At 40.2% G+C, this 15,244-nt stretch carries 18 protein-coding genes and 1 tRNA gene; 3 read left to right on the top strand and 16 right to left on the bottom strand.

The window, feature by feature from the left end; genetic code table 11:
- Positions 1–37: 37 nt before the first annotated feature.
- The 5 genes from hemW to NTX86_04140 all read right to left on the bottom strand — a co-directional run bounded on the left by hemW (position 38) and on the right by NTX86_04140 (position 4,481).
- Complete coding sequence (hemW, locus tag NTX86_04160) at positions 38–1,192, bottom strand: radical SAM family heme chaperone HemW (GenBank protein ID MCX5922496.1); 1,155 nt, start codon at positions 1,190–1,192, stop codon at positions 38–40.
- Between the two features lie 28 nt (positions 1,193–1,220).
- Positions 1,221–1,739: a DUF4381 family protein gene (locus NTX86_04155; protein MCX5922495.1), complete on the bottom strand. Its 519-nt coding sequence runs from the start codon at positions 1,737–1,739 to the stop codon at positions 1,221–1,223.
- A gap of 1 nt (position 1,740) precedes the next feature.
- Entirely contained in the window at positions 1,741–2,610 is an 870-nt protein-coding gene (locus NTX86_04150; GenBank protein ID MCX5922494.1) for a DUF58 domain-containing protein, read from the bottom strand.
- A 15-nt stretch (positions 2,611–2,625) separates the two neighbouring features.
- Positions 2,626–3,864, bottom strand: coding sequence for a serine--tRNA ligase (gene serS, locus NTX86_04145; GenBank protein MCX5922493.1), 1,239 nt, complete (start codon positions 3,862–3,864; stop codon positions 2,626–2,628).
- 329 nt (positions 3,865–4,193) lie between these two features.
- Positions 4,194–4,481, bottom strand: a complete 288-nt coding sequence (locus NTX86_04140; GenBank protein MCX5922492.1) for an HU family DNA-binding protein — start codon at positions 4,479–4,481, stop codon at positions 4,194–4,196.
- Between the two features lie 202 nt (positions 4,482–4,683).
- Between NTX86_04140 and NTX86_04135 the strand changes: the two genes are divergently transcribed.
- Complete coding sequence (locus NTX86_04135) at positions 4,684–5,493, top strand: TatD family hydrolase (GenBank protein MCX5922491.1); 810 nt, start codon at positions 4,684–4,686, stop codon at positions 5,491–5,493.
- Here the strand turns inward: NTX86_04135 and NTX86_04130 are convergent.
- Together NTX86_04130 and NTX86_04125 are read right to left on the bottom strand one after the other, a co-directional pair.
- Entirely contained in the window at positions 5,480–6,364 is an 885-nt protein-coding gene (locus NTX86_04130; GenBank protein ID MCX5922490.1) for a hypothetical protein, read from the bottom strand. The two genes, NTX86_04135 and NTX86_04130, sit on opposite strands and share 14 nt — an antisense overlap.
- 142 nt (positions 6,365–6,506) lie before the next feature.
- A complete protein-coding gene (locus tag NTX86_04125) occupies positions 6,507–6,869 on the bottom strand; it encodes a hypothetical protein (GenBank protein MCX5922489.1) in 363 nt (120 codons plus the stop codon).
- A 464-nt stretch (positions 6,870–7,333) separates the two neighbouring features.
- Here NTX86_04125 and NTX86_04120 point away from each other — a divergent pair, with 464 nt between their 5' ends.
- Complete coding sequence (locus tag NTX86_04120) at positions 7,334–8,050, top strand: hypothetical protein (protein MCX5922488.1); 717 nt, start codon at positions 7,334–7,336, stop codon at positions 8,048–8,050.
- A gap of 124 nt (positions 8,051–8,174) precedes the next feature.
- On the opposite strand, the gene NTX86_04115 is transcribed toward NTX86_04120, so the two are convergent.
- From NTX86_04115 to NTX86_04085, 7 genes are all read right to left on the bottom strand, one after another.
- Complete coding sequence (locus NTX86_04115) at positions 8,175–8,633, bottom strand: metal-dependent hydrolase (protein ID MCX5922487.1); 459 nt, start codon at positions 8,631–8,633, stop codon at positions 8,175–8,177.
- 87 nt (positions 8,634–8,720) lie between these two features.
- A complete protein-coding gene (locus NTX86_04110) occupies positions 8,721–9,032 on the bottom strand; it encodes a hypothetical protein (protein ID MCX5922486.1) in 312 nt (103 codons plus the stop codon).
- 252 nt (positions 9,033–9,284) lie between these two features.
- Positions 9,285–10,850 carry a SpoIID/LytB domain-containing protein gene (locus tag NTX86_04105; GenBank protein MCX5922485.1) on the bottom strand — a complete coding sequence of 522 codons (1,566 nt, stop codon included), beginning with the start codon at positions 10,848–10,850 and terminating at the stop codon, positions 9,285–9,287.
- Positions 10,834–11,349: a ribonuclease HI family protein gene (locus NTX86_04100; GenBank protein MCX5922484.1), complete on the bottom strand. Its 516-nt coding sequence runs from the start codon at positions 11,347–11,349 to the stop codon at positions 10,834–10,836. The genes NTX86_04105 and NTX86_04100 overlap by 17 nt, the downstream gene beginning before the upstream one ends.
- Positions 11,346–12,077, bottom strand: a complete 732-nt coding sequence (locus NTX86_04095; GenBank protein ID MCX5922483.1) for a hypothetical protein — start codon at positions 12,075–12,077, stop codon at positions 11,346–11,348. The genes NTX86_04100 and NTX86_04095 overlap by 4 nt, the downstream gene beginning before the upstream one ends.
- Positions 12,078–12,146: 69 nt before the next feature.
- Positions 12,147–12,223, bottom strand: a tRNA-Ile gene (locus tag NTX86_04090).
- An 86-nt stretch (positions 12,224–12,309) separates the two neighbouring features.
- Positions 12,310–12,897 carry a hypothetical protein gene (locus NTX86_04085; protein ID MCX5922482.1) on the bottom strand — a complete coding sequence of 196 codons (588 nt, stop codon included), beginning with the start codon at positions 12,895–12,897 and terminating at the stop codon, positions 12,310–12,312.
- A 177-nt stretch (positions 12,898–13,074) separates the two neighbouring features.
- On the opposite strand from NTX86_04085, the gene NTX86_04080 reads away from it, so the two are divergent.
- Entirely contained in the window at positions 13,075–13,395 is a 321-nt protein-coding gene (locus tag NTX86_04080) for a hypothetical protein (protein MCX5922481.1), read from the top strand.
- 17 nt (positions 13,396–13,412) lie between these two features.
- Here the strand turns inward: NTX86_04080 and NTX86_04075 are convergent, their stop codons facing one another.
- Both NTX86_04075 and gap read right to left on the bottom strand, forming a co-directional pair.
- Positions 13,413–14,111 carry a macro domain-containing protein gene (locus tag NTX86_04075; GenBank protein MCX5922480.1) on the bottom strand — a complete coding sequence of 233 codons (699 nt, stop codon included), beginning with the start codon at positions 14,109–14,111 and terminating at the stop codon, positions 13,413–13,415.
- 119 nt (positions 14,112–14,230) lie between these two features.
- Positions 14,231–15,238 (bottom strand): type I glyceraldehyde-3-phosphate dehydrogenase, encoded by a 1,008-nt coding sequence (gap, locus tag NTX86_04070; GenBank protein MCX5922479.1) that lies wholly within the window; start codon positions 15,236–15,238, stop codon positions 14,231–14,233.
- Positions 15,239–15,244 lie beyond the last annotated feature (6 nt).

The following is a 15,244-nucleotide window of genomic DNA, read 5'->3' as shown; positions in this document are numbered from 1 at the left end:
AATACCACTGTTTTACACTAAAAAAAATTATATACTGCTATAAAGACAACTTCACGACAATATCGTTTTCAACAGCCAAACCTTTTGGCGTCAACAATAACCGTCCAGAACGCTCCATAACAAAATCACTTGCTTGCAAATATGCTATCTTTGCACGTACATCATGTTGACGTTGCTCAGAAAGATTTTCCATTAAATCTTGATACGATACGCCTTGCGACCTACGCAGTCCAAGCATTACCCTTTCTAGGTATACCTGTTCAGACGATAATGTTTCTGAAAATACTGTGATGTCCTCTCCCCTTTCAACACCGTCAAGATATTTACCCAAATTTTTCTGATTCTGTAATCTCATGGTGCCATCAAATTCACAGGCACCTAATCCAAAAGCTTTATAAGGCTTGCGATCCCAATACATACTGTTATGCTTCGATTCATAACCAGCACGCGCAAAATTAGAAATTTCATACTGATCAAAACCATGTTGCGCTAAATAATCAATAGTCCAATAATAAAGATCAACAACTTCATCATCACACGGCAACGTAATAGCTTTTTTCTTTACTCCAAAATAAAGCGGGGTATCCTCATGCACCATCAAAAAATAAATCGAAATATGTTTAATGGGCCAGGTAACCGCCTGCTGTATAAGGTCACGCCAATCAGCCGATGACACTTCGGGCAATCCCAAAATAAAATCAACCGACAAATTATCAAAATGATCCTTTGCCTGATCAATCACCGTGAAGACATCCTGCGCAGATTGATGTCGATTTAATTTTTTCAATACAGGATCCTTCAGACTCTGTACTCCTATACTCAATCGATTGATACCCAATGCTTTCCACAAACTCAATTGTTCTACTCGAACCGTGCCAGGATTAACCTCTATAGTCACCTCACATGACTCATCAAAAGTCCATATATCCTTTAGTATAGCAAACGTGTCAAGTAGCAAATCGTCAGGGTAAGTACTCGGGGTACCACCACCTATATAGAGCGTCTCCAAAGGCAGTTTGGATTGAAACAACGCGCCAAAATCCTTAATTTCCTTGGTCAAAGCATTGTGATAGCGACCCATGAACTGATCGTGCGATGCGAGTGCCACGAATGGGCAGAAGTGGCATTTGTAAGGGCAAAACGGCCAATGGAGATACACTGAACGCGCATCAGCAGCGTGATTATAAAGCATGAAATTCCTTGAAATAGTAACTTTTAAATTAATTGCGCGGGATAGAGCGCTTAACAAAAGACGTAGCGCGCACAAAGTCGCTCTCAATCTGCTCTTGCATTGCCTGAACATTGGCAAATTTTATCGTAATGCTGCCAGAAAAAATAGTCTCTAAATCTGCCAAAAGGTCAGCAGAAAAGTTTTTTGATGCTATATAACGTAAAAATTCTTCGTCAGTTTTTTCGTACATTTCAAAGCCATACCGCTCGTGCATATATTTTTTGAGCAAACTGGTCAGCTCAGTATAAAATTCTTTACCTTGAGCCACGGTCGCTCTATTGTCTTTTTTGAGCAATACTAATGCCCGCAATGTTCTTTCCCACGGCGGCAAAACCAATCGTTTAGCCCGATACCAGGCAATGGTGTACCATGCCAAAACGAGCACTAAACATATAACAACAGTACCAACCGCCCAATAAAAGCCGTTGGTTTGCCAAAAAGGAACATGTATTGGCCCATAAATTGTATAGAGACCTTGTTCATTCATACCTGGTTCTATTGATACCATCCTAATACCTCATCCGCCGTCTGAAAAATTTAATCAAATCACCCATAAAATCTTGGCGGCTGGTGATTTCAATACAATCAACCCCATATTTCTTAAACAGAGCATCCTGCTCGGAACGCCATGCATGCAAAAAAGCATTAATCGACCGCACACCCTTGCCACGAGCGTCGAGCACCAGCGATTGACCTGTCTCACTATCTTGACATTCAAGAAAGCCAACGGCAGGAAATTTCTGCTCATGGGCATCCACACAACGCATTGCCACGACGTCATAACGACTAGCCGCAAGGCCTAAACTTTTGCTAAAGTCATTGCCGATAAAATCGGACAGTACAAACAGTATAACATCTTTTCTCTTCAAATTCACGGCATACCTTAAGGCTGCGCAAATATTAGTCTTTTTTTGTGATTGGGCATGGCTGAGAACGGTTTCCATTATTTTGCGAACATGACTCCTGCCTGAGGCTGGCGGAATACAAAGCTCAACATCATCGGAAAATAATATAAGCCCGACCTGATCTTTACCATAAGAAGCAACCAAGGCCAACACACTGGCAATCTGAGCAACGCTCTCGCTCTTTAATTGATCACCAGAAGAAAAAAACATTGAGCTCGACACATCAACGGCCAAAAGAACGGTGCGGTTACGCTCTTCTCTATACTGTTTGACCAGGATTTTATCCATACGCACCGACGACTTCCAATCAATAAAGCGCACATCGTCGCCTAACTGATATTCTCGAATTTGGTCAAATTCAAGGCCAGAACCTTTAATTGCGGAACGACTATCCCCTACCAACGACCCGCTGAGTAGTCGACGCGTAGAGAGCTCAATCTGCTTAATCTTCTTTAAAATCTCTTTGGAAATCATAAAGCCTGCAAAAACTTAGCTAAAAAGTGATTCTTTTTTTAGGACATCGGGGATCATAACAGAACCATCCGGCTGTTGATACACTTCCATTAATGCAACCATTAATCGTGGCAATGCCAGCGATGATCCATTAAGAGTATGCGTCAATTGTGTTTTGTCATCAACCGTTTTTTTATAACGGATCATGCCACGGCGGGCTTGAAAATCAGTACAATTACTCACGGAAGAAACTTCGTAGTAAGCATTTTGACCAGGCAACCACACTTCAATGTCGTAGGTTCTTGCCGATGGGAATGAACAATCCTGCATTGCTAATAAACTAATGCGGTAATGCAATCCTAATTGCTGCAGGATATCTTCCGCGCATGCAACCATGCGGTCTTGTTCGGACGGAGAATCTTTTGGCTCACACAGAGTGTACAGTTCAACTTTTTCAAATTGATGAATACGAATCAATCCACGTTCTTGAGCGCCATAGGTTCCCGCTTCGCGTCTAAAACAACTTGTCCATGCAGTCATGCGAATAGGCAATTCATCGGCCATTAAAATTTTATCGCGATATAAATTGGCAAGGTTAACTTCAGCCGTTGGCGTTAAATAAAAACCATCCTCAGGCACGGCATAGACTTGATCTTTAAATTTAGGAAAATTACTCGCAACTTCTAATGATTTGGCATTCACCAACACTGATGGCAACACCGGCTCAAAACCATGCTTCATATTATTTTTGAGCATTAACATGGTCAATGCGTAGAGCATTTTAACCGAATCACCTTTATACAAAGCAAAGTTGCTACCGGCAATTTGCGATGCAACGGTGAAATCAAACCAACCTAATGCGTGGCCCAGCTCTACGTGATTTTTTATAGGAAAAGTAAATTCAGGTTTTTGCCCAACTGTTTTTATTACCTTATTAGCTTCTTTGCCACCGTGCGGCAATTGTGCATCAGGAATGTTAGGACAGGAGAGATTCAAAACTTGGAATGCCTTTTCGACATCCTCTAATAAGAGTTCTTTTTCTTTGAGTTCTTTGCTTAATGCAATTGCTTGCTCACGCAATACATCAGTAATACCGGTGCGGCCTGCTTTTGAAAGTTCATTTTTTTTATGGCGCAACGCTTCAACATCAAGTCTTAATAAACGTACCTGCGCATCTAAATCAAAAAGTTTTTGCGCATCAAATGAAGGTTCTTTTATCTTTAATAAGGCAATAATTTCTTCTGGTTTATCTCGTAATAAAGCTAGATCTATCATTAATAGACTCCACAACATTTAATCTTATAGTTATTATCACATTCGCAATAAAATAGTATTCTCACTCGCCGTCTTCCCTGAATGTAGCCCATAGGGCGAAGTTGAAGGGTTTTTCATAAAAAATTGTATACCCTTCAAGTACGCTCACAAATGTTCGCTGCCCTCAGGGAGGACGGCGGGGTCAAACTTTTTTTATTTCGAGAGGCCTAAACAGGCACATATGCAATAATACTGTAAAAACAAAACCTTGCAAAATTAAGCATTAAAAAAGGCCGCACCGAAATGCGACCTTTTTAAGTAAAAGCTATTTTCTATGGTTAAAGTATTATTTAACCAATTTTAACCGATCTTACTACTTCGCGTAGATTTTTTCCCGCTTTAAATCTTGGAACATTAACCGCAGGAAGGTCAATGCGTTGCTTTGTTGCAGGATTGATACCTTTGCGCGGCGGACGACATGAGATCCACCAGCTGCCAAATCCTGTCAACGAAACCTTTTCGCCTTTTTTGAGCGTACGCTCAATAATGCGCGTAAAAGAATCAAGCACACGCGTGATATCTTTTTTGCTAAAGGTTGTTTCTTCACTGAGTGAATTTATCAACTCACTTTTGTTCATTGTATACTCCCAACATTATGGTTAGTAATGATTAAAACACTGCTTGCTTATTGCAACTCTCTTCTCAAATTTTTCAATCCCTGTATCATATAGTAATTCCATTTATATGTTTGTCAAATACAGGATTATTTAATAAAACACTGACAACAAAGTGCAGCAAGAAAATTTCGATTGTTACAAAGAATGAAAAAAAGGACACACGATGCTTATTGATACGCACTGTCATATTAATACGATGGTAAAAAAAGATTTCGATTCAACGCTCACATCAGAAGAACTATCCGCAGCAAAAGTCATCGTGCAAGAAGCTGCCGACAATCAAGTTTTTCGCATTATCAATGTTGGCACCAGTTTAATTGAAAGTTTAAATTGCATTGCACTCGCACAACAATACGATGCTGTTTATGCAACCGTCGGCATTCATCCTAATGACTGCACATCATCATGGATGGATGACTTTAAAGAATTGAAAGTTCTTGTACAAAAAAAAGAAATTAATCGTATTGTTGGCATTGGCGAAGTAGGACTTGATCGTCACTATCCCGATTATAATTTACAACGACAAAAAGATGCGTTTAAAGCACAAATCGAATTAGCACTCGAAAATGATCTTGCACTCGTCGTGCACACACGTGATGCCGCAGAAGAAACATTACGCAGTTTGGAAGAATTTAAAGGACATATTACGCGCGGCATTATTCATTGTTTTTCTGAACAACAATACTTTGCCGATCAAGTCATTGCGTGGAACTTTGCTTTGGGAATTGGCGGCACGATTACCTATCCAAAAAATTTATATTTGAGGGACATTGTGTGTAAAATATCTTTAGAAAATATAGTGCTCGAAACTGATGCACCATTCTTGCCACCACAAATCATTCGTGGAAAAAAAAATCATCCACTGCAGGTGCGCACTATTGCTGAATATATCGCACACCTGCGCAGTGAATCATTTGAAACTATTGCCGATACTACAACAAAAAATGCATTAAGAATTTTTAAGATTTCTTAACAGCAGTCGCATTTTTAGCAACCTGTTTTGCTGCTACTGGCTTTGATTCAGACTTCGTTTCCGTTTTCACAGCTACTACCGGTTTTTCTTCTGCTTTTGCATCAGATCTCACGGCCTTTTTGCTATGATCAACTTCGTACATATACACTGGTATAGGAGAATTTTTAACCCAGGTCATAGGAAGCATATGTGTCTTGACATAATGAACATCTTCATTATAAGGTAACTCTTTCAACGACAAAATGCGCAAGCCATCATTATCAGAAAGTTTATCGGTAAGCTTTTGCATAAATTCTGGACCAAAACAGGTAGAACAAGTAAATGCCACCGTAGCATCAGAAAAATCAGCTTCTAAGGCATCTTCATTACGATATTCAAAAGTCTTTTTCTTTGTTTTTGCTAACTGAGGTTTACCAAAAACTTTACGTATGCCGTTTTCAAATTTAAAACTCTCATTATATATTTTTTCGCCACGAGATTTCAGTTTCTGTGATGTCTCACAACGTGATTTTGAATATTCAACACCAATACTCTTTTTGGCCGGCGTCATTAAATACACTTGCAATACAAACTTACCTAGACCGCTGCCAATGTCATAAAACACATCATCCGCCGTTAACTTAATGTCTGCGAGCAACGCCGTAATACTATCAAAAATAATCTCGCCATACACTGGCGAGCCACCTGTTTCTGCCACACGTGAACGTTCTTCATCAGAAATTTGCGCAGCAATCGCTGGTGGACATAGCTCCTCCATTACTTTTTTGAAATCGGTGTAAAAGCCATACACATCATACGTAGCATCTGTACCCGCATTAATCATTGAAAAACTTACAAGAAAAACTAATCCTATAGACACTTTCTTATACATAACAGTTCCTTACAAGAAGGGTTGGACAACTTCAAACTCACTAGCATTACTATACTGAGCAGAAATTGATTATGTAAAGTGTCTACGCAAAATCACTACGCCAACCACGATCCTGACCTTACCCTGTCGAATAAATTTTTTATCATTGCGACACAGCAATCAAAACCCGCCCCTTCATATTAATAGGCCGAGATGCGAATTGGATTCTCATGAGTGTATGGCGAATTTGCTCAAGCCCCTCATGACAATCTGACTGTGAGAACATTGCTTCGTGGTGATCCGGCTGAATACATAAGACCCCACTCGCCTCATTATACACACCACTATATTGCCCCCCTACCACACGTGGGCCATTAGCTTGCTCCTCTGCTATCGTTCCCAGCCCTGGCCGCCATTGAGAGGCCCTGGCAAAACGTGGATACACAATGCGTTGCATACAAAAAGTCGCTGCCGTAACACTCAAAGCAATACCTGCAATCGTTATAATGAGTAATTCCTTTGTCATATTGCCCCATATCCCTGTAGTTAAGAACACCCTAAATATCTCCAGTCAACCTATTCTCATCAACATTATCAACCAGCGGTAACAGCATAGAGCCATGCCAGTCATTAATAAGATAAAGAACGCCACTAGTATGCCAGAACCCATCGCACTTGCCAAATGTCCAACAAAAACAAGATCGACGCCAAATATTCTTGAGATACTTGAAGACTCTAAAGTCTACACTGAAGCACTCTGAAGCAAAGACCTTCCGAGTTGATTTCAGAGTAGACTCGAAAAAAAATCCCTTGCCACTCCCATAAACCCCACTTTTAACACAAATTTCCTCCTCAAAAGAACGACTCAATAACCACTTGGCTAGCAATTTAATCAAATTATTGATTTATTACCCCCCCCCTTGATATATTCAAATAGACAATGAAGCTTGATAAAACCAATATAATAAACCTATTTTCAAGGAGAGAAGAATGAAAAAGAGTATATTTTTTATTGCATTACTAACATGCACCGGACTTGGGTTACATGCAGCCCCACAAAAAAAATCTGCTCCTGCTAGTAAAACTGCTGGTAAAAAAACATTACGAGACCGCTTGAACCAACAAGCACAACTGGAAGAAAAACAAAAACAACAAGAAGAAGAAATACGAAAAGCACAAGAGGAAATACGAAAAGCACAAGAAGAAGCAAAAAAACAACAAGAAGAAGAATTACAAAAATTGGCAGAAAAGAAAAAACGACGAGAAGAAAATCAAAAGCGGTGGCAAGAAGAAATGCAAAAAGCGCAAGAAGAGCAAGCAAAATTAACACAACTAGGCATACAAAAATATGGAGCTCTCACTAATGCTATAAAAACCATGCTCAACAATGAAACATTTCGCAATGAACTTAAAGCCTCATTAAAAAATGCTTTCAGCAAAGGATTTAACGAAGCAAAATTCACTCAAGATCAACGTGATGCAGCTAAGGAATTGTTAAAGTCCTTCCAAGCAATCATCGATCAAGATATTCAAGGAAAAGAAGTAGATCCTGCTTTGATAGAATCAGCACAAAATGGCGCAATGTCTTTTACGCTTGCTATGCAAGACACCATGCCACCATCACAGGAAAACGTAAAAACTGTTGTGGATTACTCATCATTGCTCCTCAATGCAATAATTGAAGCAGCAAGCGAAACTGCTAAATAACAAACATCGTTCGATAGGGCCTTCCTCCTTCGCTAAAGCTTCGGCGGACAAAAAAGGCCGCACTCACGATGACAATGAATAAAAAACAGCTCTGAGGGCGAAAACCTTCGGAGCTGTTTTCTATTTAAAACCTAAACATTCTGCGTAATCCAACATCAAGCCACAAGTGAGACACCGCGCCTGCAATGAAGAATGAAACATCATAGAAAAGAATAGAACGATAGTCGGGGAAATAGGCAGTAATGCAGAGCGCAACGATGGTAGGAAATCCAACAACAAACCATAGCTTATGAAACAAGCCACGGTGGCGCACAATCATAGGCACCACCGCCAAAACGCTCATAAGAATAAAAATCTGAATATGCCCTTTGATAAGCAAGAAGCCAAACAGCACGAGTAAAAAGCGATAAAAAACTTTTTGTCCCTTGCTTTTGATATCAATATCAGGAAACAAGGCGCCTGCTAGCGCACAGAGAACCCATTCGGCCATTGCCATGTAGGTCGGCTGCAAGCTTTGCACTACGTAGAGCCCTAGTCCACCTACAATTAAACCACCGACAAGATGTCCTTTATATCCCGGCATACGATTCTCCCGCACCAATGTATTTATACAACAAACCCAATGCCACGTGAGCATTGGGTTTGTAATTAATTCGCAGTGCTCTATTGTTTACTCAGCTTGTTCTAAGTCGCACTCATTATTTTTATAATTTTTCTTATCCCACTCTTTGCACCAACAATTGATACCGGTAGGATCATTTTCTACATAGACAGGTCTATCAGACTTCATTTTTTTTCTGTAACCGCATTTTACTGAGCAATAGCATTGGCATGGTTTTTTCATATTGGTACAATCTTTTTCATTACTACAGGTCGGCTGCTTGACCTCTTGTGCTTTTTTGCTTTTTTTAGTTTTTGCATCTACTCCATTGACCAGAAGACAGCTCAGCACTAAAAAAAACACCTGTTTTTTTGAAATCATACACGTTCCTTTTTTAAAGAAATTAAAACAAACCCCACAAAGTCATACTACTAATACTATGACTTTGTGGGGGTATAAAAAACAATGATTTAAGATATTTTTATTATGAGACGATTTTTTCTAAATCTCTAAATTAATTTAAAAACCCTTCGACATCCCTCGATAAAATTCTCTACGAGAATCACTCGGGACGAGCGGGGATGCGTTTACTCCTGAGCGTAGACGAAGGGTCAGGGAGGACGGCGATTGATATTAAATCAACCGCATCAATTTGGTGCCCGGATAATAGAACTCTAAAGTGCTCTTAAAGTCCCAGCCCTGGCTAATCATCTCTTTTGCGCCCCATTGGCACAACCCCATATGATGCCCACGGCCACGACCTTTAAAGATAATGTTATGGCCTTCTTTATGCACATTATAACAAAAGCTTTTCACTTGCTTATTAAGCAATGAATACACTTTTTTTCCCGTTAATGTATGCCCATGACCAGCACTCTTAACACTCACTTCTAAAGCAATGCCTGCCTTATCTTTCTTGACGACTTTTACATCACGCAAACGATGCAAATGCGGCAGTTCGGGCTTTAATAGCTTTTCCAATTCATGAATGTCATAGCAAGCTTCCCACGTATACACCGCATAATCTTTGCAATAGGTGCATGGATAGGTCCGTGCTAAATAGGGCGCAGAAGAAAAATTCATCCCTTGAATATGCGCTGGAATAACTCCACCACAACAACCATCAAACATGGCCGTAATAGGCTTATTGTTATGTGTTAAAAACACCCCTTTGGTTTGCTCAACAGCCTGTCTAAGGACGGGTGCAGCACAACCACCAGTATAGGTTTGGTGAATATTAGTGTTCTTTACGTGATAAGCACGTTTACTTTTACGTGCTTGTTGCACCATGGCAATTACATAGGTACGACACGCAATGGCAAATACCTTGTTCACCTCAAGCGACCAACCGGGCCAACTTTCTGTGCATAATACCGAGGCAACATATTCTTCAAGGCCGATACAATTGATTAACTTAATCGAGCCACCATCAACAAGGAGCCAAAATGCTCCTTGATAGTCAAGACCTTCAAAAGATATCGTATCCGCAACGGGCTTCACGTAGACTTGTTGAGTAAACATGGCCTCACCATTAATACAAATTACAGCACCTTTTTTGACGGTGATAGCAATCTCTTCTGCTTGTACCATTTTTTTAGTAGAAGGATCACGAGGATCAGCTAATAAAAATCCTTTACTAGACTTGAGCTTCCATGGGTCATTGTACATGAGTTCTCGCTCAGCCAACATGACGCGTACCGTAAAATCTTTTGACCGTTCCTTGGAAGTCTTAATAGCGCCTGAAAGAGTCTGTGCTGGTTTGGCTACCGCAGGCGAATTGATTGGCACATCAACTGACGTAGCAAGCGTATTAATCGTACTCACATGAGAAATCACCATGCGCTTTTTTTGTCGCTCAAGAGTCAATGCCCCTGAATACGATTTATCTTGAAAAACCAATTCTCCGGGAATCGGCGTAAGAATAATGCGATCTGCAGCTATTTTTTTTCCATTACAATAAAACTTACCCTTTGTTTCTGTGATAGTAAGCTTTGGACATGTAATGGTCTCATCTTTTAACTTAGAGTCTGGATAACTCAACATAAAACCGGCTGACGATTCTATAACCCATGACAAGGGAACATTGCGCTCACTGCGAGCAATAACTGAGTCAGTGTGCGTAATAACATCGGTGAACGCCATGCAAGCAAAAAGAAAACCAGCACCGAATAAAAAGATTTTTCTAAAGTGATACATCATGTTGTTTAATCATCGCTATAAATGCTTGAGGGGGTTTTACTTTTTTGTCGATACCGTAATTAGCCATTTCATCGGCCTCTTGATTGTCAATACGCAATACATGAAACATCTGCGCATGCATTTCATGCAACAAATGCTTAGCAAACTTATGTAATGTCTTGAGATCTTCGTTCTTTACTCTATATTCACCTTTTATTTGACGCACCAAGAGTTGGGAGTCAGAAATAATGTGTATCGTATCATGTAACTGCATATGTTGTTTGACTATAAAAAGACCTAATAATAAAGCGAAATATTCTGCCTGATTATTAGTTTTTGACCCGAGATAGAAACCATGTTTTTGAAATAACTCACTATCTTTGAGTATATAAATGCCAGCGCCAGAAGGCCCTGGATTATTACGAGAAGCCCCATCGATAAATAATTTCCAATGAGCGGGTTCTGTTTTTTTTGTTGATTGCTCGTGAGGGTCATTGTCAAAAAGTTTCAGTTGTTTCATGAAGCTTCAACCCCACTGGCTCGCTCGAGTTCTGTACTATAGAGTAATCGGTAACAACTTAAACATTGCAATAAAGCACGACGACGAAGCATGAGCAAATCTTGTTCATTAATTTTATAAAAACATGCACTACAACTGCCATTTTGGATAGGCACCACAGGGTCTTCCACACGCGAGCGCATCACCGCATACTTTTCAAGCCACTCTTGTGGTACTGGCTTTTCACTCACCGCACGTTGCGCTTGAGCTTCGTCCAATTGAGTTTGCAATGTTGCAATTTCTGATTCATTTTTTTTGATATCAGCATGAATTACATCGATCTTTTGTGGGACAACTTCTTTGATGTGGTCGTATGATTTTTGCGCAGATTCTAAGATGTTCCAAACGTCCATTAAAATCTCTTCATACGCATGCTGTTTATGCTTAACAACTTCAATTTCTGCCTTAAACAATTGATATTGTTTATAATCAGTAGCGTTATCAAGACGTTCTTGTTTTTGTTTTTCTTGTTGTTCTAAAGCTTTTAATTCAAGTTCACGTGCATCAACTTCTTTTCGTGCATCATGCATAACATCTTTTGCCAGTTGAACCGTTGCAGCCAATTGTTGCTCCTGCTTATTGAGTTCCACAATGCCAGTTTTTAATGCTGCCAAAGAATTTTCAATAGCTAGTATTGCTTTATCGGCACTGATAAGTTTTATAAACGCTTGAAATGGATGTTCATTCATATGCATACTTCCTTGCCATTCTTTACTATAAGATTTTGATGAACTTGATACAGTTCTCATATACATGAGTGGTGGGCCCACCAGGACTTGAACCTGGGACCTCTCGGTTATGAGCCGATTGCTCTAACCAACTGAGCTATGGGCCCTCATATATATCTATCAAAGAAAAGAGGCAATTACTATTGCTTTCTACTAGAGACATATCCTAAAGCAAAAAGCGTATTTTGTGAAGCTAAACTTGTATTTCTGATACATCACCTGTTGCTGATGGTGGCGCATAAACGGTTATAAAAGGTTGTTCTACAAGCATAGGCAGTGATTTATCGCTCTTTGCTAATGCAGCTCTCAACGCATCAATGCATGCTTCTAATTCAACATGTCTGAGCTTAATATCACGCCAATCACGTCGTCTAACGGCATCATCAAAATTATCAACCGCAACTTTCAATCCTTCAATACCTGAAACACGATTGCCATTAACTACAAAACTCATTTCTTCCATAGTCAATGACTTTACACCGCGCAGTCCACTATTAAACATATATGCACACTGTGATCCAAGATGTTCGCCCGGTTCAGCTGCAATATCACGAGCAAGATATTCAATTCTATCGAGCTCAGTAGTGCGCGCACTATTATAACGCCACGTAGCAATGACCGCGGCAATACCCAAAGAACCTAAAATAAAAACTCTATGTGCTGTTAATGTTTCCACTATACTGTTACTCAATCCACTAAAAAATCCTGTCTCCATGCAATGTACGTTGAAGGTAGAAGTTACCAGTGCCACTGTTAACAAAACTGAGCTCATACGTTTCATAGACGTCTCCCAATAAAAGAGGTTGAAATATTGGAAAAAAATCTAGTACAGGAACTAAGCAAGGTCAATCAAAAGAAAAAAATAGTTTTAATGCGCATGCTTGAATTACAATACCATGAATGAGTAAGCTTCATTATGAAGGTTTATAACATACTAGAGTAATGGAGGGAGTTCGCCATGCATTACTCATCTAAAAAACTAATACTGAGTATACTTATAAGCGCCACCGTCACTACCACCATGCTTGCCATGGCACCTTTCGTTCCGTCCGCCATCACCTTACAAAACTATTGCCGCAACCGTTATCAACGAGCGCTACAAAATGTGCCACAAGACCACCCAACAGTTCAGACGCACCAGATTCAAACAATTCAAAATCACGTCGCTCACAATACCTTTGAAGAAGCGCAGACGGCCTATATAGAATTCATGCGTAGAATTCAAACCACACATGTTATGCCTGCTGTTATAGCTCATAAAAAGGTGTGTGAAAAATAATAAAAATCAGAGTAGTTTTATAATGCGACAGCGTAACGTTCTAACGCCGCTGCATAGACGTTCAAATCAGCAGCAGAAAATAACACCATGCGCACTTCTCGTAACGGGAAATTGTTCATGGTGATTTTTTTTGCAATGGTTGAGATAACCAGCTGTGCAGCTTGCGCTACAGGATAAGCATAAATAGCCGTACTAATAGATGGAAAAGCAACGGTTCTAATAGTGGTAGAATTGCCAGCAGCTAAACGCATGGCTTCATCTAAACTATTACTATACGATGCAGCTAATAATGTTTCTTTTGCCGCACTTTGCGTTCTTATTCTGCAATCGGGACCAACGGTGTGAATGATATATCGCACGCCTAAATTTTTTAAATTGAAAGCTTCGGTACTTACCGCATCACCCGTCTTGCAACGTATGCCCGGGGTAATTTCTTTTACATTATTCTCAATCCAATCAGCCAGGTCGTAACCGGCCGCAGCGTGAATCGCACCATCAACCCCAGCACCACCAAGCAATGTTTTGTTGGCAGCATTGACGATTATCTGGACATCGTTTTGCTTGGTGATATCGCCACGAACAAGAGTCAATGCAACATCGCTTTTATCGATTCCCGCACCCTTAAAAACATACTCGGTACGCAAAGCACTTGCTTGCAGAGCTACACAACTCAGAATAATCGCTAGCCCTTTTTGATTGATAGAACTACTAGTCATGGAATACCCCTACAGATTCAATAGTACAAATAGAAAAAAGACTTTCACCTTCTACTATCAGTATAGATCCTGAGCAATAAAATGCAAAAGCCCCTAAATAACAGCCTTTTCTCTTGTTTTTAACTATTTTTTACCAAGAAATCCTTGAGTCGCACACTGTAACCCCATTCATTATCGTACCAACCAAATACTTTGGCCATAGTATCACCCGCTGTTGCGGTCAACAGTGTGTCAATAATAACAGAATGATCATTGCCACAAAAATCACTGGAAACTAACTGCTCAGCAGTAACTTCTAGAATATTTTTTAGTGAACCTTGTGCAGCTTTGGTAAACGCTGCGTTAATGGCTGCAACCGTGATTGATTTTTTGGTAATAACCGTAAGGTCGATGAGTGAAACTTTAGCAACCGGAACACGCATTGCCATGCCTTGAATGCGATCAGCAATTTCTGGCATAATTTTGCCCACGACTTTCATAGCACCAGTGGTGGTGGGAATAATATTAATTGCCGCTGCCCGCGCCATGCGCAAATCGCGACCTTCAAGATCAAGCAGTACTTGTGAATTGGTGTAGGCGTGCGTGGTGGTCATCATCGCATTTTCGATGCCAAAGGTTTCCTGCATAACTTTGAGCATAGGCAACAGTGCATTGGTCGTACAACTACCCAAAGAAACGATCAGATGTTTTTGAGCATCAAAGGCGTTGTCGTTTACGCCAGGAATAATGGTAACATCTTCATCTTTAGCAGGCGCGCTAATTAATACATGCTTGGCGCCAGCTTGAATATGCTTGGTAGCATCCGCTCGTTTGGTAAAACGACCAGAACAGTCAACCACCCAATCAATGGCAAGCTTATTCCAATCAAGAAGTACCGGATCAGCTTGGGCTAACACTTGTATGCGATTCCCATTCACTACTAATGATGAACCTTCAATAGCCACAGATCCTTGATAAGTTCCCATGAGTGAATCGTATTTGAACATATGAGCAACATGCTCAATGGCCGATGGTCCAATATTAATGGCGACAATTTCTATCTTTTTTAATGCTTCTTTATCCAACAAGAGGGCTCGCAAAAAGTTTCTACCGATGCGCCCAAACCCGTTAATTGCAATACGTATCATTGACTC

It is taken from the genome of Candidatus Dependentiae bacterium (genome assembly GCA_026389015.1).
Lineage (GTDB): Bacteria > Babelota > Babeliae > Babelales > Vermiphilaceae > JAPLIR01.
Note: the sequence above shows the minus strand (reverse complement) of the source record. Positions and strands in the feature narration are given on the sequence as shown.

Excerpts from the sequence above, each read along its gene's own strand:
- hemW (MCX5922496.1), bottom strand. The coding sequence starts at position 1,192 with ATGCTTTATAATCACGCTGCTGATGCGCGTTCAGTGTATCTCCATTGG.
- NTX86_04155 (MCX5922495.1), bottom strand. The coding sequence starts at position 1,739 with ATGGTATCAATAGAACCAGGTATGAATGAACAAGGTCTCTATACAATT.
- NTX86_04150 (MCX5922494.1), bottom strand. The coding sequence starts at position 2,610 with ATGATTTCCAAAGAGATTTTAAAGAAGATTAAGCAGATTGAGCTCTCT.
- serS (MCX5922493.1), bottom strand. The coding sequence starts at position 3,864 with ATGATAGATCTAGCTTTATTACGAGATAAACCAGAAGAAATTATTGCC.
- NTX86_04140 (MCX5922492.1), bottom strand. The coding sequence starts at position 4,481 with ATGAACAAAAGTGAGTTGATAAATTCACTCAGTGAAGAAACAACCTTT.
- NTX86_04135 (MCX5922491.1), top strand. The coding sequence starts at position 4,684 with ATGCTTATTGATACGCACTGTCATATTAATACGATGGTAAAAAAAGAT.
- NTX86_04130 (MCX5922490.1), bottom strand. The coding sequence starts at position 6,364 with ATGTATAAGAAAGTGTCTATAGGATTAGTTTTTCTTGTAAGTTTTTCA.
- NTX86_04125 (MCX5922489.1), bottom strand. The coding sequence starts at position 6,869 with ATGACAAAGGAATTACTCATTATAACGATTGCAGGTATTGCTTTGAGT.
- NTX86_04120 (MCX5922488.1), top strand. The coding sequence starts at position 7,334 with ATGAAAAAGAGTATATTTTTTATTGCATTACTAACATGCACCGGACTT.
- NTX86_04115 (MCX5922487.1), bottom strand. The coding sequence starts at position 8,633 with ATGCCGGGATATAAAGGACATCTTGTCGGTGGTTTAATTGTAGGTGGA.
- NTX86_04110 (MCX5922486.1), bottom strand. The coding sequence starts at position 9,032 with ATGATTTCAAAAAAACAGGTGTTTTTTTTAGTGCTGAGCTGTCTTCTG.
- NTX86_04105 (MCX5922485.1), bottom strand. The coding sequence starts at position 10,850 with ATGATGTATCACTTTAGAAAAATCTTTTTATTCGGTGCTGGTTTTCTT.
- NTX86_04100 (MCX5922484.1), bottom strand. The coding sequence starts at position 11,349 with ATGAAACAACTGAAACTTTTTGACAATGACCCTCACGAGCAATCAACA.
- NTX86_04095 (MCX5922483.1), bottom strand. The coding sequence starts at position 12,077 with ATGAATGAACATCCATTTCAAGCGTTTATAAAACTTATCAGTGCCGAT.
- NTX86_04085 (MCX5922482.1), bottom strand. The coding sequence starts at position 12,897 with ATGAAACGTATGAGCTCAGTTTTGTTAACAGTGGCACTGGTAACTTCT.
- NTX86_04080 (MCX5922481.1), top strand. The coding sequence starts at position 13,075 with ATGCATTACTCATCTAAAAAACTAATACTGAGTATACTTATAAGCGCC.
- NTX86_04075 (MCX5922480.1), bottom strand. The coding sequence starts at position 14,111 with ATGACTAGTAGTTCTATCAATCAAAAAGGGCTAGCGATTATTCTGAGT.
- gap (MCX5922479.1), bottom strand. The coding sequence starts at position 15,238 with ATGATACGTATTGCAATTAACGGGTTTGGGCGCATCGGTAGAAACTTT.